23 protein-coding genes and 1 tRNA gene are annotated in these 25651 nt (G+C 70.6%); 11 read left to right on the top strand and 13 right to left on the bottom strand.

What is annotated here, in order from left to right; genetic code table 11:
• Window positions 1-254: 254 nt before the first annotated feature.
• On the bottom strand, window positions 255-1091 hold the full coding sequence (locus OG522_RS07190) for an aldo/keto reductase (RefSeq protein ID WP_329462106.1): 837 nt from the start codon (window positions 1089-1091) through the stop codon (window positions 255-257).
• 483 nt (window positions 1092-1574) lie between these two features.
• Between OG522_RS07190 and OG522_RS07185 the strand changes: the two genes are divergently transcribed.
• Window positions 1575-2600, top strand: coding sequence for a chitinase (locus OG522_RS07185; protein WP_329462105.1), 1026 nt, complete (start codon window positions 1575-1577; stop codon window positions 2598-2600).
• A gap of 54 nt (window positions 2601-2654) precedes the next feature.
• Here OG522_RS07185 and OG522_RS07180 read toward each other — a convergent pair whose 3' ends face one another.
• Both OG522_RS07180 and OG522_RS07175 read right to left on the bottom strand, forming a co-directional pair.
• Window positions 2655-4454: an AMP-dependent synthetase/ligase gene (locus OG522_RS07180; protein ID WP_329462104.1), complete on the bottom strand. Its 1800-nt coding sequence runs from the start codon at window positions 4452-4454 to the stop codon at window positions 2655-2657.
• Window positions 4455-4777: 323 nt separating this feature from the next.
• Complete coding sequence (locus OG522_RS07175; protein WP_329462103.1) at window positions 4778-5653, bottom strand: LysR substrate-binding domain-containing protein; 876 nt, start codon at window positions 5651-5653, stop codon at window positions 4778-4780.
• A gap of 259 nt (window positions 5654-5912) precedes the next feature.
• Between OG522_RS07175 and OG522_RS07170 the strand changes: the two genes are divergently transcribed.
• Entirely contained in the window at window positions 5913-6956 is a 1044-nt protein-coding gene (locus OG522_RS07170; RefSeq protein WP_329462102.1) for a bile acid:sodium symporter family protein, read from the top strand.
• A 216-nt stretch (window positions 6957-7172) separates the two neighbouring features.
• Here OG522_RS07170 and OG522_RS07165 read toward each other — a convergent pair whose 3' ends face one another.
• Window positions 7173-7808 (bottom strand): PadR family transcriptional regulator, encoded by a 636-nt coding sequence (locus OG522_RS07165; RefSeq protein ID WP_329462101.1) that lies wholly within the window; start codon window positions 7806-7808, stop codon window positions 7173-7175.
• A 132-nt stretch (window positions 7809-7940) separates the two neighbouring features.
• Here OG522_RS07165 and OG522_RS07160 point away from each other — a divergent pair, with 132 nt between their 5' ends.
• Window positions 7941-8417 carry a hypothetical protein gene (locus tag OG522_RS07160; protein WP_329462100.1) on the top strand — a complete coding sequence of 159 codons (477 nt, stop codon included), beginning with the start codon at window positions 7941-7943 and terminating at the stop codon, window positions 8415-8417.
• Window positions 8414-9622, top strand: a complete 1209-nt coding sequence (locus OG522_RS07155; protein ID WP_329462099.1) for an FAD-dependent oxidoreductase — start codon at window positions 8414-8416, stop codon at window positions 9620-9622. Before OG522_RS07160 ends, OG522_RS07155 begins: the two co-directional genes overlap by 4 nt.
• 22 nt (window positions 9623-9644) lie before the next feature.
• Here OG522_RS07155 and OG522_RS07150 read toward each other — a convergent pair whose 3' ends face one another.
• Window positions 9645-10577, bottom strand: a complete 933-nt coding sequence (locus OG522_RS07150; RefSeq protein WP_329462098.1) for a quinone oxidoreductase family protein — start codon at window positions 10575-10577, stop codon at window positions 9645-9647.
• Between the two features lie 101 nt (window positions 10578-10678).
• Between OG522_RS07150 and OG522_RS07145 the strand changes: the two genes are divergently transcribed.
• The 3 genes from OG522_RS07145 (at window position 10679) to OG522_RS07135 (ending at window position 12198) form a co-directional block, all read left to right on the top strand.
• Window positions 10679-11173, top strand: coding sequence for a MarR family winged helix-turn-helix transcriptional regulator (locus OG522_RS07145; RefSeq protein WP_329462097.1), 495 nt, complete (start codon window positions 10679-10681; stop codon window positions 11171-11173).
• 82 nt (window positions 11174-11255) lie between these two features.
• Window positions 11256-11789, top strand: coding sequence for an isochorismatase family protein (locus tag OG522_RS07140; protein WP_329462096.1), 534 nt, complete (start codon window positions 11256-11258; stop codon window positions 11787-11789).
• 4 nt (window positions 11790-11793) lie between these two features.
• Window positions 11794-12198: a (2Fe-2S) ferredoxin domain-containing protein gene (locus OG522_RS07135; RefSeq protein ID WP_329462095.1), complete on the top strand. Its 405-nt coding sequence runs from the start codon at window positions 11794-11796 to the stop codon at window positions 12196-12198.
• Window positions 12199-12209: 11 nt separating this feature from the next.
• Here OG522_RS07135 and OG522_RS07130 read toward each other — a convergent pair whose 3' ends face one another.
• Window positions 12210-13400 carry a PP2C family protein-serine/threonine phosphatase gene (locus tag OG522_RS07130; RefSeq protein WP_329462094.1) on the bottom strand — a complete coding sequence of 397 codons (1191 nt, stop codon included), beginning with the start codon at window positions 13398-13400 and terminating at the stop codon, window positions 12210-12212.
• Window positions 13401-13605: 205 nt separating this feature from the next.
• Complete coding sequence (gene fdhD / locus OG522_RS07125; RefSeq protein ID WP_329467510.1) at window positions 13606-14607, bottom strand: formate dehydrogenase accessory sulfurtransferase FdhD; 1002 nt, start codon at window positions 14605-14607, stop codon at window positions 13606-13608.
• Window positions 14608-14930: 323 nt separating this feature from the next.
• Here fdhD and OG522_RS07120 point away from each other — a divergent pair, with 323 nt between their 5' ends.
• On the top strand, window positions 14931-15869 hold the full coding sequence (locus tag OG522_RS07120; protein ID WP_329467509.1) for a beta-ketoacyl-ACP synthase III: 939 nt from the start codon (window positions 14931-14933) through the stop codon (window positions 15867-15869).
• A 229-nt stretch (window positions 15870-16098) separates the two neighbouring features.
• Here the strand turns inward: OG522_RS07120 and OG522_RS07115 are convergent, their stop codons facing one another.
• The 4 genes from OG522_RS07115 to OG522_RS07100 all read right to left on the bottom strand — a co-directional run bounded on the left by OG522_RS07115 (window position 16099) and on the right by OG522_RS07100 (window position 19198).
• Window positions 16099-16665, bottom strand: a complete 567-nt coding sequence (locus tag OG522_RS07115; protein WP_329462093.1) for a hypothetical protein — start codon at window positions 16663-16665, stop codon at window positions 16099-16101.
• A gap of 73 nt (window positions 16666-16738) precedes the next feature.
• Window positions 16739-16939, bottom strand: coding sequence for a hypothetical protein (locus tag OG522_RS07110; RefSeq protein ID WP_329462092.1), 201 nt, complete (start codon window positions 16937-16939; stop codon window positions 16739-16741).
• 235 nt (window positions 16940-17174) lie between these two features.
• Window positions 17175-18017, bottom strand: coding sequence for an NAD(P)H-binding protein (locus OG522_RS07105; protein WP_329462091.1), 843 nt, complete (start codon window positions 18015-18017; stop codon window positions 17175-17177).
• Window positions 18014-19198, bottom strand: a complete 1185-nt coding sequence (locus OG522_RS07100; RefSeq protein ID WP_329462090.1) for a low temperature requirement protein A — start codon at window positions 19196-19198, stop codon at window positions 18014-18016. Before OG522_RS07100 ends, OG522_RS07105 begins: the two co-directional genes overlap by 4 nt.
• 849 nt (window positions 19199-20047) lie before the next feature.
• On the opposite strand from OG522_RS07100, the gene OG522_RS07095 reads away from it, so the two are divergent.
• Entirely contained in the window at window positions 20048-21598 is a 1551-nt protein-coding gene (locus OG522_RS07095) for an aldehyde dehydrogenase family protein (RefSeq protein ID WP_329462089.1), read from the top strand.
• A 193-nt stretch (window positions 21599-21791) separates the two neighbouring features.
• On the opposite strand, the gene OG522_RS07090 is transcribed toward OG522_RS07095, so the two are convergent.
• Entirely contained in the window at window positions 21792-23099 is a 1308-nt protein-coding gene (locus tag OG522_RS07090) for a DUF2254 domain-containing protein (protein ID WP_329462088.1), read from the bottom strand.
• Window positions 23100-23261: 162 nt separating this feature from the next.
• Between OG522_RS07090 and OG522_RS07085 the strand changes: the two genes are divergently transcribed.
• Entirely contained in the window at window positions 23262-23729 is a 468-nt protein-coding gene (locus tag OG522_RS07085) for a hypothetical protein (protein ID WP_329462087.1), read from the top strand.
• A gap of 99 nt (window positions 23730-23828) precedes the next feature.
• Window positions 23829-23913 (top strand) — tRNA-Leu (locus tag OG522_RS07080).
• On the opposite strand, the gene OG522_RS07075 is transcribed toward OG522_RS07080, so the two are convergent.
• The gene (locus tag OG522_RS07075; protein WP_329462086.1) at window positions 23878-25566 is read right to left on the bottom strand and encodes a recombinase family protein; all 1689 of its coding nucleotides are present in this window, start codon (window positions 25564-25566) and stop codon (window positions 23878-23880) included. The genes OG522_RS07080 and OG522_RS07075 overlap by 36 nt on opposite strands.
• Window positions 25567-25651: the final 85 nt, after the last annotated feature.

Raw genomic sequence — 25651 nt, 5'->3', positions numbered from 1 at the left:
CTCCCTGAGTGGGGTGGAAGCCGCGCGAGGCGGTCTTCGAGATCCCATCGGGAAGGTCATGCGCAGGACAAGAGGATTTAGCGCTTGATGTCGAACGCTTTGCCTGGACAACGCACTTGAATGAACATTCTTGATTGCTCCCTGACCAACCTGTGCCAATCAGCGGAAGAAAACGGACGAAAGGGGTGTCGTCCGGTCTGGCCGGACGACACCCCTTTACGTGGTGCTCAGAAGGTCAGGTGCTGACGTGGTGGTCAGGCCCCGGGGTTGAACTCCGCCGGGTTCGGCCCCAGGCGCTTGCCCTCGTCCAGCGCGGCGAGCGCCGCCAGGTCGTCGCTGTCGAGCTCGAAGCCGAAGACGTCGATGTTCTCCTTGATCCGCGACGGCGTCACGGACTTCGGGATCACGACGTTGCCGAGCTGAAGGTGCCAGCGCAGCACGACCTGCGCCGGGGTGCGACCGTGCTTCTGTGCGATCGCAACGACGGTCGGCACCTCAAGCAGGCCGCGCCCCTGACCGAGCGGCGACCAGGCCTCGGTCGCGATGGAGTGCTTGGCGTGCAGGGCGCGCGACTCGGCCTGGGCGAACTGCGGGTGCAGCTCGATCTGGTTGACCGCCGGGACCACCGAAGTCTCGCCGAGCAGCCGCTCCAGGTGGACCGGCTGGAAGTTGGAGACGCCGATCGCCTTGGCGCGGCCGTCCGCGTAGATCTTCTCGAAGGCGCGGTAGGTGTCGACGTACGCGTCCTTGGCCGGCACCGGCCAGTGGATGAGGTACAGGTCGACGTAGTCGAGACCGAGCTTGTCGAGCGAGGCGTCGAAGGCCCGCAGGGTGGAGTCGTACCCCTGCTCCGAGTTCCACAGCTTCGTCGTGACGAAGAGCTCTTCGCGGGCGACCCCCGAGGCGGCGACGGCCTTGCCGGTACCCGTCTCGTTCTCGTAGATCGCGGCGGTGTCGATACTCCGGTACCCGGACTCGATGGCCGTGCTGACCGCCTTCGCGGCCTCGTCGTCCGGCACCTGCCAGACACCGAAACCGAGCTGCGGCATCTCGACGCCGTTGTTGAGGGTGATGGAGGGGACCTTGCTCACGAGCGGTCGATCCTTACGTCGTCGGTTGGTACTCCCATGGTCAACGAACGGGCGGAGCGACGCATTCCCACGAGCGACGCATTCCCACGTGGGGGAGCGCGGTGAGGCTCGGCACGCTGCCAGTGCGCGAGGCGTCTGCTTCATCGACCCGCCGACCGTCTCCACCCCGCGCGCCCGTCCGGCGGTGACGGGCACCCGCGCCGCCGCGACCGAAACAACCCGCCAGGAGCGGCTGCGGATCGACGGGGCACGGTTCGGAGACCCGCGCCTCGACGGCCCGGCGCTGACCGATATCGCCTCAACTCGTGTATGCCGCAAGGGATTTGGTCTCACGCGAGTCATTGACAACAGGCGCTCCAGGGGCTGATCTAGGCAGTGATGGTTAGGAAGCTTTCCTAACGCTCCGTGAGTGATTCCCCGGCATCCCCCTCGACAGGTCCCCGCATCCCCGCATCCCGCGAAAGCCCCACGAGAGGAACTCCCGTGTTCACTGCCGCACCCCCGCGCCGTCTCGCCCCGGTCCTCGCCGGGCTCGGCTGTCTGCTGCTGCCCCTGATCGCCTCGGCGCCGAAGGCCGGGGCGGCCACTGCCACGGACGCCGCCCCGGCCGCCCCCGCCGCGTCCGGCGCGATGGCGGCAGCCCCGTACGAGTACCTCGGCTGGGGCAACCCCCAGAAGCCGACCGACGTGATGGCGGCGACCGGCGTCAAGTGGTTCACCCTGGCCTTCGTCCTCTCCGACGGCGGCTGCAACCCGAAGTGGGACGGCTCCCGCGCGCTGACCGGCGGCTCCGACGAGAGCGCGATCAAGTCCATCCGCGGCGCCGGCGGAGACGTCGTCGTGTCGGTGGGCGGCTGGAGCGGCAACAAACTCGGTGAGAAGTGCACCAGCTCCTCGGCGCTCGCGGGCGCCTACCAGAAGGTGATCAGCGCGTACCACCTGAAAGCGCTCGACATCGACATCGAGGCCACCGAGTTCTCGAACGCCACCGTCCGGCAGCGGGTGGTCGGCGCGCTGAAGATCGTCAAGACCAACAACCCCGGGCTCGTTACCTACGTGACCATGGGTACGACCCCGAACGGCCCCGACGCCAACGGCAAGGACCTCATCAAGAAGGGCGCTGCCGCCGGTCTCGCCAACGACGGCTGGACGATCATGCCGTTCGACTTCGGCAGCCACAGCGGCTCCATGGGGGCGGCCACGGTGAGCGCTCTCGAAGGCCTGAAGGCGGCGGTGAAGAGTGCCTACGGCTACAGCGACGACGCGGCCTACCGCCACACAGGCGTCTCCTCCATGAACGGCAAGACCGACGAGGCCGACGAGGCCGTCAGCACCGGCGACTTCCAGACCATCCTGGGCTACGCCAGGCAGCACCACCTCGCGCGCTTCACCTTCTGGGCCGTCAACCGCGACCGGCAGTGCTCCTCCGGTGGTGCCGGCGACTCGTGCGGCGGGGTCGGCCAGTCGCCGTACGCCTTCACCAAAATCGTCGCGCAGTACGCGGGTTGAGGGGCGGCGAGGCCGCGGTGGTCACCGTCCGGTGCCGGTGACCACCGCGCGCCCTCACCTGTAGAGCGCGTCCACCTCGACCTCGTACGCCTCCTCGATGGCGCGGCGCTTCAGTTTCAGGGAGGGGGTCAACAGACCGTGCTCCTCGGTGAACTGGTAGGCCAGGATGCGGAAGGTGCGGATCGATTCGGCTTGTGAGACAAGGGTGTTGGCGGCGACCACGGCACGCCGCACCTCGGTCTCCAGGTCCGGGTCGCGGACCAGTTCGGACGGGGTGAGCGAGGGCTTGCCGCGCATCGCGAGCCAGTGGTCGATGCCCTCCTGGTCGAGGGTGACCAGGGCCGCGATGTACGGCCGGTCGTTGCCGACCACGATGCACTGCGCGACCAGCGGATGCGCCCGCACCCGTTCCTCCAGGCCGGCCGGCGACACACTCTTGCCGCCCGAGGTCACCAGGATCTCCTTCTTGCGCCCGGTGATGGTCAGATAGCCGTCCTCGTCCAGCGCCCCGATGTCCCCGGTCGCCAGCCAGCCGTCCCTGAGGACCGCCTCGGTGGCCTTGGGCTCGTTGAGGTAGCCGGAGAACACCTGCCCGCCGTGGATCCACACCTCGCCATCGTCCGCGATGTGGATGGTCGTGCCGGGAATCGGCTGCCCCACCGTGCCGTACCGGGTGCGTTCGGGCGGGTTGGCGGTCGCGGCGGCGGTCGACTCCGTCAGGCCGTACCCCTCGTAGACCGTGACGCCCGCGCCCTCGAAGAACAGGCCGAGCTGGCGGCCCATGCTGGAGCCGCCCGACATGGCGTGCCGCACCCGGCCGCCCATCGCGTCGCGGACCTTGCCGTACACCGTCTTCTCGAAGAACTGGTGCTGCATCCGCAGCCCCGCCGACGGGCCGGGGCCCAGGCCGAAGGCCTTCTGCTCGACGGCCTGCGCGTACTTCACCGCGATGTCGACCGCCTTGTCGAACGGTCCCGTCTTCCCCTCGGCCTCGGCCCGGCGGCGGGCCGCGTTGAAGACCTTCTCGAAGATGTACGGGACCGCGAGGATGAACGTCGGCCGGAACGACTGGAGGTCGGGCAGCAGCGCGGAGGCCGAGAGCGTGGGCTGGTGGCCGAGCTTCACCCGCCCCCGGATCGCGGCGATCTCCACCATCCGTCCGAACACGTGAGCCAGCGGCAGGAACAGCAGGGTGGACGCCTCGTCACCGGGCCGGGAGTGGAACACCGGCTCCCAGCGCGAGATCAGCATGTCCGTCTCGAACATGAAGTTGGCGTGTGTGATCACACAGCCCTTGGGACGGCCCGTGGTCCCCGAGGTGTAGATGACGGTCGCCACCGACTCGGGCGTCACCGCCCGCCGGTGCCGGTGCACCACCTCGTCGTCGATGAACTCCCCGGCCCCAAGCAGCGCCTCCAGCGCCCCGACGTCGAGCTGCCACAGCCGTTTGAGGTGCGGGAGGCGGTCGATGACCGAGCCGATCGTCATCGCGTGGTCCTCGTGCTCCACCACGCAGGCGGTGACCTCGGAGTCGTGCAGCATCCAGAAGACCTGCTCGGCGGAGGACGTCGGATAGATCGGTACCGACTGGGCCCCGATGGTCCACAGTGCGAAGTCGAACAGCGTCCACTCGTAGCGGGTGCGCGCCATGATGGCGACTCGGTCCCCGAACCGCACCCCGTCCGCGATCAGCCCCTTGGCCAGCGCGAACACTTCGTCCCTGAATCCGGCGGCGGTCACGTCCCGCCAGCGGCCCGACTCGTCCTTGCGGCAGAGGGCCACGCGCTGAGGGTCGTCCAGGGCGTGGTCGAAGACGGCGTCCGCCAGCCCACCGACCTGAGGCGCCGTCGCCATGGGTGGGACCGTGAACTCGCGCAATGACCTGCCTCCCTCCGGGGTGGCCACCCCCGGTGGCGCTCCGCACAGCGCGGTGACCGTACCCCACGCCCACTTCCGGCGGCAGGGGACTTCCCCAAGTCGAGACGTACGCCATCTTCACAGGTCAGGGCCCGAAAGGGGCCCACATGGGGTGTCCTCGGGCACATTGCTAACTCAGAGGAAGGTTCTGCGGAAGGCAATCTCCACGGAATCTGTACGCTCCAGTCACCCTCGCCCCACGGGGTGTGCGGGATTTGGCCGGAACCGCGGGGGCGGGACACCCGCGTCCGTCCGTAGCCCTATCCGGTCCGGCGACCCGGGTGGAGCCGGTCGCCGCCGGCCAGGATCGCTGAGGCCAGGGCGCCGGCCGCTTCCTGGGCCGCCGAGGCGCGTCGGTTGTGCAGCAGGACGAAGTCGACGCCGCCCAGATCCGGCAGGACCGCCCGGCCCGGCAGCGGGTCGAGGCCGGGCGGAATCAGGCCACGGGTGTGGGCCATCACACCGAGCCCGGCGCGGGCCGCCGCGATCAGCCCGCTCAGGCTTCCGCTCGTACAGGCGATGCGCCACGGGCGCCCGTGCTCCTCCAGCACTTCGAGCGCCCGCGCCCGGGTGATTCCGGGCGCCGGGAAGAGGATCAGCGGTACCGGGCGCTCCGCGTCGAGCCGGAGGCCGGGTGCGCCGATCCAGCACAGCTCGTCCGTCCAGACCAGCTCGCCGTGGCTGTCACCAGGGCGCCGCTTGGCGAGCACCAGGTCGAGCCGGCCCGCTTCCAGGCGCCGGTGGAGGGTCCCGGAGAGCTCGACCGTCAGCTCCAGGTCGACCTCGGGGTGGTCGCGGCGGAACGACTGGAGGATCTCCGGCAGCCGGGTGAGCACGAAGTCCTCGGAGGCGCCGAACCGCAGCCGGCCGCGCAGCCGCGTCCCCGTGAAGTAGTTGGCGGCCCGCTCGTGTGCGGTCAGGATCGTCCGGGCGAAACCCAACATGGCCTCACCGTCCTCGGTCAGCCGCACGCTGTGCGTGTCCCGGCTGAACAGCGGCCGCCCGGCCGCGTCCTCCAGACGCCGCACGTGCTGGCTCACCGTGGACTGCCGCAGCCCCAGGCGCCGCGCGGCCTGTGTGAAGTTCAGCGTCTGAGCGACGGCGAGGAACGTCCGCAGCTGGTTCGCGTCGTACATGCCGTCCACGGTACGCCGGTCATCGCGAAGCGTGATGACAGTGAGAGCGGTGTACGGGATTCCCGATCGCTCGGGGAAGGGGCAGCATCGAGAGCGCACGGTCCGGGCCCAGCGCGTGACCGCAGATGGCACGACCGCAGACCGCAGACCGCAGACGACCGCAGACCGCAGATGGCACGACCGCAGACCGCCCACCACCGCAGACCGCACGCCCGCAGGACCGCCGCGAGCGGAACGCCCGAGCACGTAAGTGGAGCACATGAGCCGCCGCACCCCGAAGCTGCCGTCCTGGTTGCCGGTCGACCCGTACATCCTGGCGCTGATCGGCACGGTGGCGCTCGCCGCGCTGCTCCCGGCGTCCGGGGCGGCCGCGACGGTGGCCGGCGGTGCCTCCACCGGGGCCGTGGCCCTGCTGTTCTTCCTGTACGGGGCCCGGCTGTCGACCAGCGAGGCGATGGAAGGCCTGCGCCACTGGCGGCTCCACGTCACCGTCCTGGTCTGCACGTTCGTGGTCTTCCCGCTGCTCGGTCTGGCGGCGAAGGGCCTGGTCCCGTTCGTCCTGACACCGGAGCTCCACAACGGTCTGCTCTTCCTCTGCCTGGTGCCCTCGACGATCCAGTCGTCCATCGCCTTCACCTCGATCGCCCGCGGCAATGTGCCCGCCGCGATCTGCGCGGGATCCTTCTCCAGCGTCGCGGGGATCGTGGTCACGCCGTTGCTCGCGGCCGGGCTGCTCGGCAACAGCGGGGGCGGCTTCTCGGCGGACTCGCTCCTGAAGATCGTGCTCCAGCTTCTTGTGCCGTTCGTGGCCGGGCAGTTCCTGAGGCGCTGGGTCGGCGGCTTCCTCACCCGCAACAAGAGGGTGCTCGGCTACGTCGATCGTGGCTCCATCCTGCTCGTCGTGTACAGCGCGTTCAGCGAGGGCGTGGTCCGCGGTGTCTGGCACCAGGTGAGCGCGGCCAGGCTCGGCGCCCTGCTGGCCGTCGAGGCCGTACTGCTCGCCGCGATGCTCGGGGCCACCTGGTACGGCGCGAAACGGCTCGGCTTCGACCGGGGCGACCGGATCGCGATCCAGTTCGCCGGATCGAAGAAGAGCCTGGCCTCGGGGCTCCCGATGGCGAGCGTGCTGTTCGGCGCGCAGGCCTCGCTGGCGGTGCTGCCGCTGATGCTCTTCCACCAGATGCAGCTGATGGTCTGCGCGGTGATCGCCAGACGCCGGGCCCGCGACCCGCTGCCCGCGCCCGAAACGCGCCCGGCCCAGCACGACGTCGGCCGCGGCGGGACCGCACGGGCGGCCCGCTGAGCGCGCCGCGGGAAGTGGCGTTCGTCGGCTGCGGGTCCGCCGCGGCCGGCCGCGCGGTTCCCCGCGGCCGCTCGGAGCGCGTTGCCGTACCGGACTTCCACAAGCCGGTTTGGATGTCCCGCGGGACCTAAGGGGCGCAGGCCTCGCAACCCGGGCCCGTGGACGTCCTCTTCGTGCTCGGCCCCCCTCTTCGTGCTCGTCGCCCCTTCAAACCTGTCAGGCGTTGCCCTTGCGGATCGCCGTCCCGCCCTCCTGCTGTGCGGCGAACGCCATCAGGTCGGCCGCGGACCAGGGAAGCCGTCCCTCGCGCAGGTCGTCGGTGACCGCGCGCAGCCATGTCACCTCGGCGGCGGTGATCGCCCGCAGGTACTCGCTCTCCAGCGAGGCGACCCGGGGCAGGCCGGACGCGGACTCCGCGGCGAGGCCCGCGTCGAGGGCCTCCAGCGTCGCGCTCACCGAGGTCAGCCGGCGTTCCAGTGCGTCGAGGAGTTCGTGCGGTGCCAGCATCAGCGCGTGTGACAGCGCGGCCGGGAACTGCGGGAACTCCGCCTTCGGCACCGCCAGCATCTCGTCGAGCCAGCTCCTGGTGACCTCGCGCCCGGCCTCGGTCACCTCGTACACGGTCCGCTCCGGGTACTGCTGGTCGCGCTCCGTCTCGCGGACGGTGATGAGGCCCGCCTCAAGCAGCCGCTCGATGGTGCGGTAGAGGCTCGCGCGCTGGCCGACGTTGACCACCTGCTCCTTCCCCCACTCCTTGATCAGCCGCTGGATCCCGTACGGGTGCAGCGGCTTGTAGTGGAGCAGTGCCAGCACTGTCAGGGCGAGCGGGGAGCTGCGGGGGAGCGAGGCCATGATCCGGATAATACTCCCGACAGAACTAGTTGACCTGAGACTAGTTGCAGTGCAACTATCGAGGGGTCGGAATGAGGGAGCACCTCCAAAACGAGGGCCCGCCTCCATGTCACCGGAAGGAAGGCCACAGCCATGACCACCACCACACTCACCGAGGCAGTCACCAAGGCCCCCGGGCCCGTCGAGCGCATCCACGCAGACCACGCGCTCGTGAAGCGCATCGGCGACTGGACCGCCGCCGGCCGTTTCGAGGTTCGCGCCCGGTCCGGGCTCGTTGTCCTCGACCTCCGCTCCGAGCGGCTCCCCGAGGAGATCGAGATCCACCTCGACCTCAGCCGTGCGACGGTCAAGCTGCTCGTCGACGACGACGCCGTCATCGAGCACTGGGACCTGAACTGGACCGGTCGCGGCAAGGTCAAGGACGCGCAGGGCCCTTCGCGTTCGACCGGCGCCACCCCCAACCGCCGCATCACGCTGACCGGTTGTGTCGGCGTCGGCGAGATCCGGGTCAACCGCGGCGGCATCGCGATCCTGGCCGCGATGACCGACCGCGCCCACCTGCGGACGATGCGCCGCGCCCACGAGGCCAAGAAGGAGCAGACCTCATGACCACCACACCCCGCACCCGCAGCGCCCTGGTCGTCGGCGGTGGCATCGCCGGCCCGATCGCCGCGATGGCCCTGCGTCGGGCAGGCTTCGACGCAGAGGTGTACGAGGCGTACGACAGCAGGTCGGACGGCGTGGGGGCCGCCATGAGCATCGCTCCCAACGGCATCGCCGCGCTGGACGCGATCGGAGCCGGTGACATCGTCCGCTCCGTCGGCACCCCGGTGCACGCGATCGTCGTCCACAGCTGGAACGGCAGGAAGCTCGCCGAGTTCGGCACCGGCGCGCACCCGAGCCAGTTCGTGTGGCGTGCCGAGCTCTACGCCTCGCTCTACGACGAGGCGGCCCGGCGCGGCGTGCGGGTCCACCACGGCAAGCGGCTCGTCGGCGCCGAGGAGTCCGGCGACGCGGTCACCGCGCACTTCGCCGACGGGTCCACGGCCACCGCCGACATCCTCGTCGGCGCCGACGGCATACGCTCCACCGTCCGCACCCTGATCGACCCGGCCGCCCCCGGTCCCACCTACGCGGGACTGATCGGCATCGGGGCCGGTGTTCGGGACAGCAAACTCGCCTCCAGCGGCGGCAAGATGCACATGACGTACGGCCGCCGGGTGTTCTTCGGCTACCAGGTCTTCGACGACGCCTCGGGGGCCTGGTTCGTCAACCTGCCCAGCGCGGAACCGGTCTCCGCGGCCCGCGCGGCGGAGCGCGGCGCGGATCAGTGGCTGAGCGAACTCAGCGCTCTGGTGGCCGGTGACCGCACGCCCGCCCGGGAGCTGCTGGCCCGTACCGACCCCGCGGACCTCGCGCTCACCGGGCCCGTCGAAGCCATGCTCAGGGTGCCGCACTGGAGCCGGGGCCGGATGGTGCTCATCGGGGACGCGGCGCACGCCGCCTCGCCCAGCTCCGGTCAGGGCGCCTCGCTGGCGGCCGAAAGCGCGGTCCAACTCGCGCGCTGTCTGCGGGACTTGCCGTACGGGCAGGCTTTCGCGGCGTACGAGGAGCTGCGCCGGCCCCGGGTCGAGCGGATCATCGCCGAGACGGCCCGCATCAACAACGACAAGGCGGCCGGGCCGGTCGGCCGGGTGGTGCGGGACCTCGTGATGCCGCCGATGATGAAGCTGCTCAAGCCGGAAAAGCGGGCGGCCTGGCAGTACACGCACCGGATCGACTGGGACGAGCGGGTCGTCGGCTCCGCCCGGTGAGCGGCATGGGGCGGGCCAGTCGTCAGCCCTGCCCGGTGACGAGGACCACCTTGCCCAGGTTGCGGCGGGACTCGATCAGCTCATGGGCCGCGGCGGCTTCGGTAAGCGGCAGCACCGCGGCGACGGAGGTCCGCAGCTTCCCGGCGGCGTGCAGTTCCCACAGCTCGTCCCGCCAACTGGCATACAGAGCAGGCTTGTTGCGGGCGATCAGGGCCATCTGGAAGCCGATGACGGACTTGCCGCCCACGAGCAGGTCATACGCTTCGAAGGTGCCGCCGACGGAGCTGAACGCGACGAGTCGCCCGCCGGGCGCGAGTGCTCGCACCGCCGGGGTGAGCAGCTCGCCGCCGACTCCGTCGATGACCACGTCGACCGACTCGCCCCACGAATCGTCCCCGTACAGGACGACCTCATCGGCCCCCAACTCCCGTACGAAGGCCTCCTTTTCGGGTGAGCTGACGGCGGCGACGACGCGCCGCGCACCGCCTGACTTCGCGAACTGCAGGGCCAGCGTGCCGATCGCGCTCGCGGCGGCGGTCACGAGGACGGACTCGCCGCGTTCGGCGCGGCCGGCCTCATACGCGCCGCGCGCCACCAGCCCGCTGCGCACCAGCGCGATGGCATCCACCGCGGTGGCGTGGGCGGGAACGTGGGAGGTCATCGCCGAGTGCAGGACGGCCAGTTCGGCGTAGCCGTGGGTGAAGCAGAGCCCCGTCACCCGGTCGCCCGGCGCGAACTGGCCGACACCTTCGCCGAGTGCGATCACGGTGCCCGCGACCTCGCCGCCGAGCGGCATGGGCTCGGCGCCCTCGCGGACCTTGCGGACGACGGGCAGGGTGACTCCGATCGCCTCGGTGCGTACCAACAGCTCACCCGGGCCGGGCTCGGGTGCGGCGACATCCTCGGTGAACAGGACTTCGGGGCCGCCGTTGACCTCATAGCGAACGCGACGCATGGCACCTCCGGGACAGTCAATTCGTTGGGAGTTCCAACAACTGGGATGACAGTAGAGGGGAACCGTTGGGGTGTCCAATGAATTGGCGATAGGCTTCCGGCATGACGGAACAAGACGCTCTCGACGCGGCCGCGAGGCATGACGCGACCGAGCGGAGCGCGGGCGCCCCGCTGCCCGCACTCCAGCGCATCCAGGCGCTGCCGAGCTGGCTGATCGGCCGGGTCGCCGCACGCGGGCGGGGCCTGGTCGCCGACGCCCTCGCGCGCGAGGGCGTCAAGATGCTGCACCACGCGGTGCTCGCCGCGGTCTGCGAACTCGGCCCGGTCGCCCAGGCCGATCTCGGCCGCAGGCTCGCCATCGACCCGAAGGACCTGGTCGGCATCCTCAACGACCTCCAGGCCGACGGCCTCACCGTCCGCGAACCCGACCCCAGGGACCGCCGCAAGAACGCGGTCACCGTCACTCCGGCAGGCCGGGACGTCCTGCGAAGCTGCGCGACGGCGGCCGAAGCGGCCAACGCCCAGCTCCTCGCACCTCTCGCCCCCGCCGAGGCGCGACAGCTGATGGCACTGCTCACGCGGCTGCACGAGGCCTAGTGGACCGCATCGGGCGCCCCCCGTGGCCTGAACCGGTCCCCGCCGTACGGTCTAGATCATCGAGGCCGGTACGGTGCCAGCCATGACCGCTTTCCCAGGCGCGCCCGCCACCCTCGACCCCGCGCGCACCGCGCTCGTCCTCGTCGACCTGATGGACCGGATCGCGGCGCTGCCGCTGGCTCCCCGTACCGGCGATCAAGTCGTCGCCGTGTCAAAGGAGTTGGCGCGAGCCTCTCGCGCGGCGGGTGCGACCGTGGTGCTCGTGCGGGTGGAGCGGCCCGGCGTGGAGACCCAGCCGCCGGGCAGCGGGCTCGTCGAGGGGCTCGCGGCCGACGGGGACCTGATCGTGGTGAAGCGCACCATCGGCGGCTTCCACGGGACCGGCCTGCACCAACTCCTCGCGCAACGGGGTGTCGACACGCTCGTCTTCGGCGGCATCGCCACCAACCTCGGGGTCGAGTCGACGGCCCGCGCCGCTGCCGACCACGGCTACCAGCTGCTGTTCGCCGAGGACGCCATGGCCGCGCTGACCGAGGACGAGCACCGGGCGGCGGTCCGGCTGAACTTCCCGCGCCTCGGCACGGTCGTGACCGCATCCATGATCGGGTTCGGCTGAGCACATGCCCAAGTTCACGATATCCGCGGCCGGTTCACGTCCCTGCACCCTCGTCGTCTGCCGCGGCTGCTGCTGCGGCGACGCCCGCAAGAACCCCGGCACCGACCACGCCCGCCAGCTGGCCCGGCTGCGGGCGGCGGCCGCCGCGTCGGGCGGCCGGATCGCGGTGCGCACCACCGACTGCCTCGGGCCCTGCGGCCAGGCCAACGTGATGGTGGTCCAGCCGTCGGGCAGTGCCCGCGCGCGGGGCGCCCGCGCGGCCTGGATCGGCTGGGTCCTGGACGACGACGCCACCGACGACATCGTGTCCTGGGCCGAGCAGGGCGGCCCGGGTCTGGCCGAACCCCCGGCCACGCTCGCACTCCAGATGATCCCGGCTCCGTCCGAGGCGCGCAGGCGCGCGCGGTAGCCGGGCCGGTCTCAGATCCGGCCGCCGGTCGACGGCCGGCCGTCGGGCACGGGCCCCCGGTCCGGCTTCCCGGCGTCGAAGGGGCCGTTGCGGCGCACGACGAGGATGGCGGCGTCGTCGCTCTGCCGGTCGCCGGTGTGCCGCATCAGGTCGAGCCGCAGCTGCTCCACCAGTTCGGGCGAGGGCAGGTCGGCCCATGTGCTGAGGCGCTCGGCGAGGGGGTAGAAGTCCCCCTTCGCGTCGCGGGCCTCGGTCACCCCGTCCGTGCACAGCACCATCCGTTCCCCGGCGGGGAAGCGCAACTCCTGTGTCGTGCGCGCCTGCCCCGCCAAGTCGCCCAGCCCGAGCGGGAGTCCGGGGTCGGCGAGCCAGATCTCCGCCGCCTTGCCGCCATCGAGACTGAACGGGGTGGTGTGCCCGCACCCGACGAGCTCCGCCCGGCCCCCCGGCTCCAGTTGCAATACCAGCGCCGTGACGAACCGCTCGCCGTCCCCCGTGTCCTGGGCGTAGTGGTTGTGCCGCAGCAGCGCCTGTTCCATCTGGGTGCACACGCCGAGCAACGAGGCCTGGTGGTAGGCGCCTTCCCGGAACGAGGTGAGCACGGCGGCCCCGGCATGGATGGCGGGGAGCCCTTTGCCGCGTACGTCCCCGATGAGCACACGGGTGCCATACGGAGTGGGCAGGACCTCGTAGATGTCACCACCGATCAGCGCGTCCCGTGCGGACGACATGTACAGCCCGTCCACCACCGCGTCGTTGGTGTGGAGCGGCAGTTCGCGCAACAGGGTCCGCTGGGCGGCCTCGGCCGTGAACCGGACCCGGGCAAGCAGTTTCTCGCGTTCCCACCGGGACTGGCACAGCAGAACGCAGGCGATGCCGGCCACGATCGAGCCCCCGGTCGACGCGATCATGGTGGGGGCGCCCGAGGCGGCCAGCTCACTGGTGTAAACGACAGCCACCGCGGCGGTGTAGAACATCCCCACCACCACGACCTGCCCGGTGGTGCAGAGCATCGCCGCCACGAGCGCCGCCAGTCCGGACACCTGAATGGTCTGGGACCCCTCGCCGGTCGCGAGGTCGATGGCGGCCACCACGACCACCAGCCCGCACAGGACCGCGGTGGCCGGCCACCTTCTGCGGTTGGACAGCCGCTCGTCCCAGCTCGGCCGGTCACTGCGACCGTTCTGCGTTCGGGGTGCCATGGGGACTCCGGAACTCGGTGCGCTCGTATCTGGTCACCGCCGCTCGGCGCGGTGCGGTTCCCGCGATCTCAACGGTACGCCGGTTGCTCCCGCACGCCGCTTGGAGCGCAGGTTCGAGAGGGCGGGTGTGGGCGTGGGCGTGGCGCAGGGCGGGGTTGTCCCCACACGGGGCGCTTCCCGCTCACCGGGCCGGTTCCGGGCGGTGTCAGACGCCCGAGCGCAGCGCGATGCGCTCGTCCCCCGCGTACACGTTCATGGAGCTGCCGCGCAGGAAGCCGACCAGGGTGAGGCCCGATTCGACGGCCAGGTCGACGGCGAGCGAGGACGGCGCGGAAACCGCCGCGAGGACCGGGATGCCCGCCATGACCGCCTTCTGGGCGAGCTCGAAGGAGGCCCGCCCCGACACCAGCAGAATGCAGCGCGACAGCGGCAGCCGGTCGTCCTGAAGAGCGCGCCCCACCAGCTTGTCGACCGCGTTGTGGCGGCCCACGTCCTCGCGTATGTCGAGCAGTTCGCCCTCCGGCGAGAACAGCGCCGCCGCGTGCAGGCCTCCCGTCCGGTCGAAGACCCGCTGCGCCGCGCGCAGCCGGTCGGGGAGGCTCGCGAGCAGTTCGGGCTCCACCCGGACCGGGGGAGTGTCGGCGATCGGGAAGCGGGCCTGCGTACGGACCGCGTCCAGGCTGGCCTTGCCGCACAGACCGCACGAGGACGTCGTGTACACGTTCCGTTCGAGGGTGATGTCGGGCAGCGCGACGCCCGGCGCCAGCTTCACGTCGACCACGTTGTACGTGTTGGAACCGTCGGCCGTGGCGCCCGCGCAGTACACGATCGACTGGAGTTCGGCGGCGCTCCCGAGCACCCCCTCGCTGACCAGGAACCCCGCGGCGAGCGCGAAGTCGTCGCCGGGCGTACGCATCGTGATCGCGAGTGGCTTTCCGCCCAGCCGGATCTCCAGGGGCTCCTCGGCGACCAGGGTGTCCGGGCGGGTCGAGACCGCCCCGTCCCGGATGCGGATGACGCGGCGGCGTTCGGTGACCCGTCCCATGTGCTCAGTCCCTCGGTCGCTCTGGTCGGTCTCGGTTCGTACGCGCTGGAAGCCGAAGCGCCCCTTGTCGCACGGGTTGCCGTGGGTCACCGGGTTGTCGTGCGGCGCGGTGACCTTGACGATCTCATTGTCCTGCACGGGGAGGGTGCGGTTGCAGCCGATGCCGACGGGCGTCGCCCGATGCCGGACGGGCGGCGATCAGCGTGTCCGGGCCGCCCGGGGTGACGGTAACGCCGACGGATATGTGTACAGAATGCCTTTTAGGACGGTCATCGGCCGGTCATCGGAGGGTCAAGGATGTCCGGTCAGGGTGTCCGACGCGCGCCGTAACCACCCGCGGGGACGAAACGCTGACACAAGGCTCCAAAGGTGCGGCAGTGAATCCTGTTGGATCTCGCGCCCCTGTACCCATCAGTAGCCACGAAGACTGGATGGCTCCGGATGTCAGCAGAACGCTCGTATCGAGGGGATCCGTCATGACCGGCATGCGAGGCTCGCGCGTTGTCGCAGTCGGGCACTACCAGCCCGCCAAGGTGCTCACCAATGGCGACCTCGCCGAGCTGGTCGATACCAGCGACGAATGGATCAGCAGCCGGGTCGGCATCCGCACCCGCCATGTCGCGGGCCCCGACGAACCCGTCGACGAGCTGGCAGCGCACGCCGGGGCGAAGGCCCTGGCCAGTGCCGGTCTGACCCCCGCCGACATCGACCTGGTCCTGGTGGCGACGTCCACCGCGGCCGACCGTTCGCCGAACACCGCCGCCCGGGTCGCCGCCCGCCTCGGCATGGGCTCGCCCGCGGTCCTCGACCTCAACGTCGTCTGCGCCGGGTTCACCCACGCCCTGGCCACCGCCGACAGCCTGGTGCGCACCGGAACCGCCACCCGCGCGCTGGTCATCGGCGCGGACAAGATGACGGCGGTGACCGACTGGACCGACCGCACCACCTGCGTCCTGGTTGGCGACGGCGCCGGGGCGGCGGTTGTCGAGGCGAGTGAACAGGAGCTGATCGGCCCGGTGCTGTGGGGCTCGGTGCCCGAGATGGGTCATGCGGTACGCATCGAAGGAACCCCGCCGGTGTTCGCGCAGGAGGGCCAGTCCGTCTACCGCTGGGCCACCACCCAGCTGCCGCCGATCGCCCGCCAGGTGTGCGAGCGCGCCGGACTCACCCCCGAGGACCTCGCGGCGGTCGTCCTGCACCAGGCCAATCTGCGCATCATCGAACCCGTCGCGCGCAAGATCGGCGCCGTCAACGCGGTGATCGCCCGCGATGTGGTCGACTCCGGGAACACCTCGGCGGCCAGCATCCCGCTGGCGCTGTCGAAGCTGGTCGAACGCGGCGAGATCCGCACCGGGGACCCGGTCCTGCTCTTCGGCTTCGGCGGCAACCTCTCGTACGCGGGCCAGGTCATCCGCTGCCCGTGAGAGACCCGGCCCGTGCGCATCCCGCGCCGGGCCTGCCTAATCCTGGTTCCTGCACGGCTGCGCCGGGCCTGCCTAATCCTGGTTCCTGCATGTCCGCATAGGCCTGCCCGATCCCGGCTCATGCGGGGCTGCACATGGTGGGCTCAAGCCTGGTTTCTGCGCGGCCGCATCGGGTGGCTCAAGCTTGGCTTCTGCGCGGCCGCATCGGAGCCCGTCGAAGCGCGCGTTTCTACTGGCCTCGTGCGGCGCGGATGGCGGCGATTTCGTCCGGGGTCATCCAAGCGGGCCAGCCCTTCGGGGTGGTGTCGGGGCTGCGGATGCTCGCGCCGTAATGGCTGGTGGCCTTGTGTACCACCGGCTTTTGCGCCGGCGCCGGCCACAGTTGCAGGAGATAGGTTTCCGGCGGGTCGCCGCCTTCGACGTCGCCGCTGTCACGCCCGCGTCCGTGGGCGAGGAGGCGGTAGCTGCCGGGAGGCAGGTCGAGGTGGGGTGCGTCGTCGGGGTCGCAGCCGAGCTCCATGCGCTGTCCGGTCCAGCTGATCGAGATTTCGGCTGCGTCTTGCCAGCCGTCGAGGCGCAGCGGCGGGGCGCCGTCCCAGAGTTCGGCGGTGACGTGGATGTGGCCGGACTCGGTGGCGGTGGCGATGGCTGCGGCGCCTTGGTCGGTGACGGCGACGAGGCCGTTGCCGGTGTGGTCGAGGACGCCGGTTTCCATGGTCTCGGGGTCGAGCAGGTCGAGGGTGTTGGCGTCGATGAACAGCTGGGGTTCGTTGACGCGATGGATGAGACTGCTCATGGCGGGGCTCCTGTGCGCCGGGAGGGGACAGCATTTTCGCTGCCCCCTCGGGATTTACGCCACCGGGCTGGTGTTACGGGCACTGGACGAGCGGCCCCATGGCTGCCGGGGAGTTGGCCGGCGGGAGGGTCACGTTGACCCAGAAGTTGTCGCCGTCGAAGAGGCGCACGCTGTTGGCATGGCCAACTCCCTTGCCCGGATGCGGCGTTGATGCCATCCCCCTGGTCACGCCCGCCGTGCCCCTGGCCGACTCGAAGCCGCACAGCCGGCTCACCGTTGCCTCGTACTGGCCGGGATCGCGGCACCGGGCTGTGCGCGGACCGTTCCGACCAGCCGACCCGGGCCGGGGCGCCCGGTGGGCCAGGCGTCCCGGAGCCTTCCCGGGCGGTTCCCCGGGGCCGTCTGCGGACCGTCCGGCCGGGCTGACCCGGCCGGACGGGGCGTCCCGGTGGCCATGCGTCAGCTCCGGCGCGGGCGCCGTGCGCGCGGCGGGCTGTTGGGCCCGGGGCCTACCGGAACGCGTCGGCGTGCGCCTCGGCCCACTGCCGGAACGTGCGCGGCTCGCGTCCCGTGACCTCGCGCACCGTGTCCACCACACCCGACTCGTCGAGCGTGCCGTCCACGTAGAAGCTGAAGAACGCGTCGACGTACGGCACCGGCATCCGCGCCGACATCTCCTTGTACGCCTCGTCGTCGGGGACGCCCTCGAGGTGGAGCTCGCGGCCGAGTACCTCGCCGAGAATGCGCGCCCGGTCGGCGGGCAGCAGTGACTCGGGACCGGAGAGGGTGTGGATCCGCCCCTCGTGGTCCGCGCCGTTGAGCGCCACGGCCGCGCACGCGGCGATGTCGTACGGGTCGACCACCGCGGCCCGTACGTCCGCGAAGGGCGCCCGCACCACATCGCCCTGTCTCAACCGCTCAGTCCATTCAAGGGAGTTGGACATGAACATCCGGGGGCGCAGGATCGTCCACGGCAGTCCCGACTCCCGTACCGCCGTTTCGGACTCGATCATGTAGCGGGACACCGCGTTCGTGAGGTCGCCGCCGCCCGCCGAGCCGCCGGAGAGCAGCACCACGCGTTCGGCCGCGCCCGCGCGGGCGGCGGCCAGCGTCGCCGCCATGTTCTCGTAGCCGGGCAGCAGGAACAGTGCGCGTGCCTCGGCGAGGGAGGCGGCGAAGGACTCGGGCCGGTTGAGGTCACCGGCCACCGCCCGCGCGTTCGCGGGCAGGCCCGCCGGGCTTCCGGAACGGCTGAGCGCATGTACCTCCTCGCCGGTACCGCCGAGCAACTCGCCCAGAATCCGGACCAGTTCGGACCCGACGTTCCCCGTCGCCCCGGTCACCAGGATCATGCGCTTCCCCTCTCGTCATGGGTGCAAGGCGCCCATCGTGCTTCAGCGAGCAGCATCATGACCAGTGCGAGCACCAGGGCGACCAGTTCGGCGAGGGAGGAGACGTGCGTGCCGAGCGGCACGGTGGCGAGCGCGACCACCGCGGCGCCGGCGCGGAAACGCAGCGGTGTGATGCGCAGCGTCGCACGGAAGGCGGCATTGCCCGCGAGGAACAGCGCCACCCCGCCGGCCAGGGCGACGGCAGGCGCGGTCGGCAGGTGCTCGGGCAGCTGCCCGATGGACTTCTTGACCCCGGCCGCGAGCACCGCGACACCGAGCAGCATCGGCACGAAGCTGTAGTAGTAGGCGAGCATCGTCAGCCGGAACCGGCTGAGCCCGGACGCGGCCCGCAGCGCCGCCTCGGCGGCCTCCTCGTCCCGGATGAAGTACGTCCACCACAGTGCCGTAGCCAGGGCGAGCGCGAGAGCCACCCCGCCGAACATCCCCCAGTCCAGCTTGAGTTCGCCGGAACCGACGCCGATGGCGATGACGGACTCGCCGAACGCGACGATCAGGAGCAGCCCGTGCCGCTCCACGAAGTGCGCCGGGTCGAGGCCGCCGACCCGCCCCGTGACGGGCACACGCTCGCCGTTCACGTCGGCGCTGATGCGGCTGGACAGGATGGGAGTGATGTTCTGAAGCACCAGCGCGGCCAGCCACAGCCCCTCGGCCGCCCGCCCGCTGACGGTGCCCGCCGCCGTCACGCACAGCGCCGCGAGCACATTGGTCAGCGCGAAACTGAGGACGTACCGCCCGTGCAGCAGCGCGTAGAGCGCGCTGTGCACGACGGTGACCAGGAGGAAGCCGAGCCCGAACGCGACGCCGTTGGTGGTAAACACGCCAGGTATGGCCAGGGCGCAGGTCAAGAAGCCGCACATGCCGAGGATCAGCGGAATGCGGCGGGCGTTGGTCTCCGGCGGCACCTGGTTGGTGAGGTAGGCGTAGGCCCCGTACATCCAGAACAGGACGGCGAAGATCAGCAGCACCCGGCCCGCCTGGGCGAACGAGAGGTCGTGCGTGAGCAGCACGGTCAGCTGTGTGATCGTGAAGACGAAGACGAGGTCGAAGAAGAGCTCCAAGGTGGAGACCCGGCGCCCGGCGGCGCTCCCGGCCCCCGCCGTCATGCCGTCGACGGCAGACATACGTTCCCCCAGCAGGCATGTCGTACGGATGTGCGGCCGACACCCTAGCCGAGCGCGCGACAGTGGCCCCGGCCCGTCTCGGTTCCGGGGTGGAGCCGCGCACATGTGGGCTTACGCCAACTCCCGGTGCTGGGTCTGGGATTGGGGCCACGATGTGTCGGGCCTACGGCGCCGAAGCCGAGGGTTGCGGCGAGGGTGTTGCCAGGTGAAGGCACGCGGTCGCGGCAAGCGTGCGGAGTGAAACCCGCTGCGGCCTCGGCAGCCGCTGAACTGACGGCATGCCAGGTTCACCGGCAGGGAGGCAAGGGCCACGTCTTCCGGAAGGCGGCGTCGGCTCAACTGGCCAATTCTGGAGTGGAGTTGTACGCCCAACGCGTCCTGGCTGCTCGGCCCGGGTCTTCCTGGCGGTCGCGCCGATGGGGATGCGGTCGTGCCTCGGTCAACTCGCTCGTCCGGGTCGCGGAGGGAAGGGGCTTAGCGCTCGCCGGAAGGGCGCGCCGGGCAGCAACCCTACTTCGCAGCAAGCTTGTTGGGGCACGGCCGAGGGGTGGGCGAGCCTGTGCCCGCGCCCGTTATGAGCACGTGCCCGCGCCCGCCATGAGTGCGTGCCCGCGCCCGCCATGAGCCCGAGCCCGCGCCTCACCCGAGCCCCCGCCTCACCCGTGCCCGAGCGCGAGCTCGCACCCAAGCCCTCACCCTCACCCTCATCCGCACCCCCGCCCGTGATCACGTGACGTCACTCATACTTCACGCCGCGTGCGTGCCAACGCCCGTCCGGCTCACTACCGTCCGGTAACAGCGCCATCGCACACCCCGCCCCGACCGTGCACCGAGAGCGGAGATCCAGACATGGCACCCACCCCCGCCCCCCTCACCCTCAAGCCCGGCACCGCTTGGCAGGATGCCTGGCGGCGCAGCCTCGCCGCCGCCCCCGAGGCCTTCAGGGACGACCGAGTCCTGAACCTCTGGGACGGCCGGTGGCACGCCGATGGTCGCGTCCTGGCCGCCACCAGCCCTCTCGACGCGAGCCCCATCGTCGGCCCGCCCCGTCTCGACGGACCCGCCGCGCAACAGGCCGTACGGGCCGCACTCGACCAGCACCGCGCCTGGCGGCACGTCCCGCTCGCCGAGCGCCGTGCCCGCGTCGGCGCCACGCTCGACGCGCTGACCGGACACCGCGAGCTGCTCGCCCTGCTCCTCGTGTGGGAGATCGGCAAACCCTGGCGGCTGGCCACGGCGGACGTCGACCGCGCCATCGACGGGGTGCGTTGGTACGTCGAGAACATCGACGTGATGCTGGCGGGCCGGACCCCGCTGCCCGGCCCGGTGTCCAACATCGCGAGCTGGAACTACCCGATGTCGGTACTCGTTCACGCGATGCTGGTCCAAGCGCTCGCGGGTAACGCCGTGATCGCGAAGACCCCGACCGACGGCGGCGTCGCCTGCCTCACCCTGGCCAGTGCGCTCGCCGTGCGCGAGGGCATTCCGGTCACCCTGGTGAGCGGCAGCGGAGGCGAGCTCTCCGAGGCACTCGTCCGCTCCCCGGAGATCGGCTGCGTCTCCTTCGTCGGCGGCCGCGACACCGGCGCCCGCATCGCCACCGCCGTGGCCGACCTCGGCAAACCGCACATCCCGGAACAGGAGGGCCTGAACACCTGGGGCATCTGGAACTTCACCGACTGGGCCGGGCTCGCCTGTGTCATCCCCAAGCTCTTCGACTACGGCAAGCAGCGCTGCACCGCCTACCCCCGGTTCGTCGTCCAGCGCACCCTGTTCGATCAGTTCCTGGCCGCCTACCTGCCGGCCGTACGCTCCGTACGCGCCGGGCACCCCCTGGCCGTGGATGACCCCCAAGACCCCCTGCCGGAACTGGACTTCGGCCCGCTCATCAACGCGGCCAAGGCCAAGGAGCTGAGCGACCAGGTGGCCGAGGCCGTCGACCGGGGCGCCGTCCCGCTGCACCGGGCGTCCCTGTCCGATGGCCGATTCCTGCCCGGCCAGGACACCAGCGCCTATCTGGCGCCGGTCACCCTGCTCAACCCGCCGCCGTCCTCGCCGCTGTTCCACGCGGAACCGTTCGGCCCGGTCGACACGATCGTCCTGGTCGACACCGAGGCCGAACTGCTCGCCGCCATGAACGCGTCCAACGGAGCACTGGTGGCCACCCTGTCAACCGACGATCCGGACACCTACGACCGACTGGCCCCGCAGATACGGGCGTTCAAGGTGGGCCGTGGCAAACCCCGTTCACGGGGCGACCGGGAGGAACTGTTCGGCGGATACGGAGCGTCCTGGCGAGGCGCCTTCGTCGGCGGGGACCTCCTGGTACGGGCCGTGACCGAGGGCCCGGCGGGGGAGCGGGCCCCGGGCAACTTCCCCGACTACCGGCTGATCCCGTAAGGGGGGTTGGGGCCCGAGGCAGGCAGCCCCTGACCGGCGGGGGAGCGGGGCCCGGGCAACTTCCCCGACTACCGGCTGATCCCGTAACGGGGGTTGGCGCCCGAGGCACGCAGCCCCCGACCGGCGGGGGAGCGGGGCCGGGGCAGGTCTTGCGCCACCTTCGCCTTCTCCGTTTCGGACCGGCCGGGGAGTGTCATCCGATCCCCTGCCGGTCCGGCTCCAGCGCGAAGGCACACTCCGAGGATTGAGGCACCGCGAGCGTCACGGCCTGCCCGAGCAGCGCCCGGTGCCGCAACAGGGGCGCGCGCCGGGCCTCGGGCGCGATCCGCAGCAGATCGTCGAGCCCGGCCGCGATCCGCCGGGTGACCTGGGGACTTCCGACCGCGCAGAGCCGGATCTCGGAGAAGCTCAGATCAACGAGATCGGCCCAGTCCGGCACGTTCTGAACGAGCCGCACCTCTCCCTTGCCGTCCCGGTGTCCCACCGCCCCGAGCGGCCGGTTCACCAGCGCCGTCAGGAGCTGGACGATCCGGTCCAGGCACTGCACGGCGGTGGTCGGGTCGTTGATGGCGGGCGACAGGGCCCGCAGCGCGATGTCGCCGAGCTGCCGCAGCCCGAACCCCAGATCCTGGTGGAACGTACGCTCCACACCCACCGACACCGTGTACCGCAGCCCGCGGAGCGAGGGAGCCTTCTCACCCCCGTGCACCGCGAGCAGCGGAGTGCCCGCCACCACGAAGTCCCCGATCCGGGGGATCAGCCGGAGCACCACGCCATGGCGCCGGGCTGCCCGGACGAGCCGGGCGATGTTCACGTCCCGCAGCACCCCGCCGCGCCCGCTGTACCCGATCCGGGCCGTCTCCGGCCCGAAGGGCAGCCCGCCGACATCGCCGCGCGGCATCTTGTCCACCACGCGCAACGCCTCTCCGGTGATCCGGTCGACCACATGCCCGACCCGCATGAGCCGGAGCGTCGAGTTCACGTACGCGATGAAGAGAAACAGGCTCAGCGCGACCATCAGGAGCGTGAAAGCGCTCTGCAGAAACGGAACGCTGGTCACCAGACGGGGGTCGGTCTCGCTGTCGAACGAGGTGAGCACGAGCAGCGTCAGCGTGAAAGTGGCCAGGAAGACGGCGAAGGTCAGCTTGGTGATGCGGGACCGCACGAAGATCCGCACGACCCGCGGCGACTGCCCACTGGCCATCTGGACGGCGACCAGCGAAATGCTGAACACGACTCCGATGAAGGTCATCATCGCCGAGCTGACCGTGGTGATCACGGTCTTGGCGTCGTCGACGAGCCGGATGAGCTCGGTGACCTCGTCGTAGGCCTGACGGTCCTGGAGCATCCGAATGATGGCCGCGTCGGCCTCGGACACGCCGGTCCACAGTGCGAAGGTCAGCACCATCGCCGCGGTCGGCGCGAACCAGAAGGTGTCGCGCAGATGCTCCCGCAGCGGCGACAACGCCCGCGGCCGCCGGTATCCCTTGCCCGTGTCCACCCGGCGAAGGCTAGAGCCGGGCTCCGGCTCGCAGCTCTCCGCGCCGCCGTGTGGTCCCACAGTCGTACACACATTGGTCCTCACGGCGTACGAATCGGCACACCGGCGCCCGAAGAATGGAAAACATCCCGCTGACGACGACCTGCCGAGCCGAGGAGCCCCATGACCGCCGCCCGCCCCAAGACCCGGACCCTTGTCCTCGCCGTCGCCTCGGTCGCGGTGGCTCTGGGCTTCGCGGCCTTCGTGGCCGTACCGGCCGCGAAGGACTGGTACCAGAACCGCCACGACGAGGCCTCCTCCTACCACTCCGGCAAGGAGGCGAAGCACGACCGGGCGTCCGTACCGCGCTGGCTTCCGGACGAGGCGAGGCACATCGAGTACGCGATGAAGACGACCGGCGGCGACCGCCTCCTGAAGGCCACCCTGCGCTCAGCCGCCCTTCCCGCCACCTGCAAACCCCACCAGCCGGCCACGCCCCCGCGACCCCCGGCGATCAAGCCGCCCTGGTTCCCCAAGCACGCCGAGGCCCGCACCACCGCCCGCTGCGACCTGTACTACGCGTACATGGACGGGGACACTCTGTACGCGTGGCAGGCGAACGAGGACTGGACCGCCGCCAACAAGGGGTGACGCTCGCCTGACCACGCAATATGCAGGTGAACGGCACCTCGAACCCCTGGTAGAGTTCTCTATGTCGCCGCGGGGAACGCCCCGCGAAGACAACACCTTGTCCGGGTGGCGGAATGGCAGACGCGCTAGCTTGAGGTGCTAGTGCCCTTTATCGGGCGTGGGGGTTCAAGTCCCCCCTCGGACACAGAGTTTGTGCACATAGAAGAGCGGGTTGTGACTCAACGGTCACGATCCGCTCTTTTGCGTAATAGGTCAGCTGGAGCCCGAGGGCCAGGTAGAGCTGCCGTTTGTCTTCGGGTGCGGGAGCGGCGAGGGCGGCGTGAATGTTGCCGAGTTGTTCGATCAGCTCGCGGATCTGGTCCTCGGTGAGCACGGTGCGCTGCGCCTGGTCGGTCTCGTGGAGCTGTCGTTGGGCGGCTGCTTTCTCGGCTTGGGTCTGGGTGATCCAGCGGGTGATGAGTTCGGGGTCGGTGCCGCGGTCGAGGGCTGCGCGGTAGTGGGCGATGCGGCGGTCGCAGTCGGCGATGGTGATGCGGGCGACTTCGAGCGCGGGGGCAGTGGTGAGCGTGATCTCCTGGCTGCGTTGGAGTTCGTGGAGGGTCCGGTCGAGCCGGGCGGGGGCGAAGGACTGGGCGATCCATGCGTCGAGCGGGGGGAGTACGGCGTCCTCGCGGACGTAGATGGTCGGCGGGTGATCGAGGGCTGTGGTGCGGGCGTACTCGGCGGTGTAGCGGCAACGGTAGTGGGGGTGGCCGTTGTTGAAGCTGCCTTGCATCTTGCGGCGGCAGATGGAGCAGCGCATGCGCCCGCGCAGCAGGTAGGGGTGCGTGGTGGTGCGCGGTGGCCGCGGGTGGTCGCGCCGCTCGTGCCGTGAGGTGCGCTGCGCCTGGGCGGCTTTGAAGTCCTCGAGGCTGACGAGTGGTTCGTGGACCGGTTGCGCGGACCAGATCCACTGGTCGGGCTTGTTCCAGGATTGTTTGGTGTGGTGGCCGAGTGTGATGTCGTCGATGTCGAGCAGGACCTCGTCCTTGCGCTGTTTGTTCCACACCTCATGGCCGGTGTAGCGGGGGTTGGCGAGGATGGTGGCGACGGCGCTTTTCGACCAGGCGAGGCCGGAGCGGTGGGGGTTGCGGGCTCGGTCGTGGGCGGATGGGCAGGGGATGCCGTCGTCGGTGAGCCGGATGGCGATGGCCAGGTAGCCCATGCCGTGCAGGTACTCGGCGAAGATCCGCTGCACGACGCCTGCCGCGACGGCGTGGTCGGGTACGAGTCGGTGCAGGCGTTTGCCGTCGGCGGCTTTGGCGGGGTTGGGGTGCGGGCCCGCGTCTTCGAGCGTGTAGCCGTAGGGCGGTCGTCCGCCGAGGAAGCGGCCTTCGAGCTGGGCCTGGGAGGCCATGGCGGTGCGCACCCGGATTTTGATGCGGTTGCGTTCGCCTTTGCTCATGCCGCCGAAGACGGACATGACGAGGTCGTGGGCTTCGTTGTCGGGGTCGATCGGTCCGCCGACTTCGGGGACCCACAGGGGGACGTGGAAGTGGACGAAGAGGGGGAAGGTGTTGCCGAACTGGTTGCCGTAGAAGGTGCGCTGGGGCTCTCCGATGACAACGGCGTCGAACCCCCGCTCGGGGTTGCGCAAGTCCTGGAGGAGGGCTGCGGCTTGGGGCCGGCGCTTCCATGGCAGGGCGCGTGAGTGGCCGGAGTCGAAGTACTCGGCCACGATCCGGCCGCCGGCCGGTTCGATCAGCCCTTTGGCCCGGAGGAGTTGCCAGTTCTTTGACGCCTCCGGGTCTTGGAGGTCTTCGGTCGAGCAGCGTCCGGCGAAAGCGAATCGGGTCACGTCGTACTCCTGCAGAGATTGTGGTGCGACCGGCGGCCGGTGGTCGTCCGTGGTACCTCTGATCGACGAGAAGGTCCAGTTGGGG

The sequence above is a fragment of the Streptomyces sp. NBC_01431 genome (genome assembly GCF_036231355.1).
GTDB lineage: Bacteria > Actinomycetota > Actinomycetes > Streptomycetales > Streptomycetaceae > Streptomyces.
Note: the sequence above shows the minus strand (reverse complement) of the source record. Positions and strands in the feature narration are given on the sequence as shown.

Coding starts and splice junctions, on each gene's coding strand:
- OG522_RS07145 (WP_329462097.1), top strand. CDS start 10,679: ATGACGGAACAAGACGCTCTCGACGCGGCCGCGAGGCATGACGCGACC.
- OG522_RS07130 (WP_329462094.1), bottom strand. CDS start 13,400: ATGGCACCCCGAACGCAGAACGGTCGCAGTGACCGGCCGAGCTGGGAC.
- OG522_RS07175 (WP_329462103.1), bottom strand. CDS start 5,653: ATGTACGACGCGAACCAGCTGCGGACGTTCCTCGCCGTCGCTCAGACG.
- OG522_RS07165 (WP_329462101.1), bottom strand. CDS start 7,808: ATGGCCTCGCTCCCCCGCAGCTCCCCGCTCGCCCTGACAGTGCTGGCA.
- OG522_RS07180 (WP_329462104.1), bottom strand. CDS start 4,454: ATGGCGACGGCGCCTCAGGTCGGTGGGCTGGCGGACGCCGTCTTCGAC.
- OG522_RS07105 (WP_329462091.1), bottom strand. CDS start 18,017: ATGATCCTGGTGACCGGGGCGACGGGGAACGTCGGGTCCGAACTGGTC.
- OG522_RS07100 (WP_329462090.1), bottom strand. CDS start 19,198: ATGTCTGCCGTCGACGGCATGACGGCGGGGGCCGGGAGCGCCGCCGGG.
- OG522_RS07150 (WP_329462098.1), bottom strand. CDS start 10,577: ATGCGTCGCGTTCGCTATGAGGTCAACGGCGGCCCCGAAGTCCTGTTC.
- OG522_RS07085 (WP_329462087.1), top strand. CDS start 23,262: ATGACCGCCGCCCGCCCCAAGACCCGGACCCTTGTCCTCGCCGTCGCC.
- OG522_RS07160 (WP_329462100.1), top strand. CDS start 7,941: ATGACCACCACCACACTCACCGAGGCAGTCACCAAGGCCCCCGGGCCC.
- OG522_RS07135 (WP_329462095.1), top strand. CDS start 11,794: ATGCCCAAGTTCACGATATCCGCGGCCGGTTCACGTCCCTGCACCCTC.
- OG522_RS07155 (WP_329462099.1), top strand. CDS start 8,414: ATGACCACCACACCCCGCACCCGCAGCGCCCTGGTCGTCGGCGGTGGC.
- OG522_RS07140 (WP_329462096.1), top strand. CDS start 11,256: ATGACCGCTTTCCCAGGCGCGCCCGCCACCCTCGACCCCGCGCGCACC.
- OG522_RS07170 (WP_329462102.1), top strand. CDS start 5,913: ATGAGCCGCCGCACCCCGAAGCTGCCGTCCTGGTTGCCGGTCGACCCG.
- OG522_RS07095 (WP_329462089.1), top strand. CDS start 20,048: ATGGCACCCACCCCCGCCCCCCTCACCCTCAAGCCCGGCACCGCTTGG.
- OG522_RS07120 (WP_329467509.1), top strand. CDS start 14,931: ATGCGAGGCTCGCGCGTTGTCGCAGTCGGGCACTACCAGCCCGCCAAG.
- OG522_RS07115 (WP_329462093.1), bottom strand. CDS start 16,665: ATGAGCAGTCTCATCCATCGCGTCAACGAACCCCAGCTGTTCATCGAC.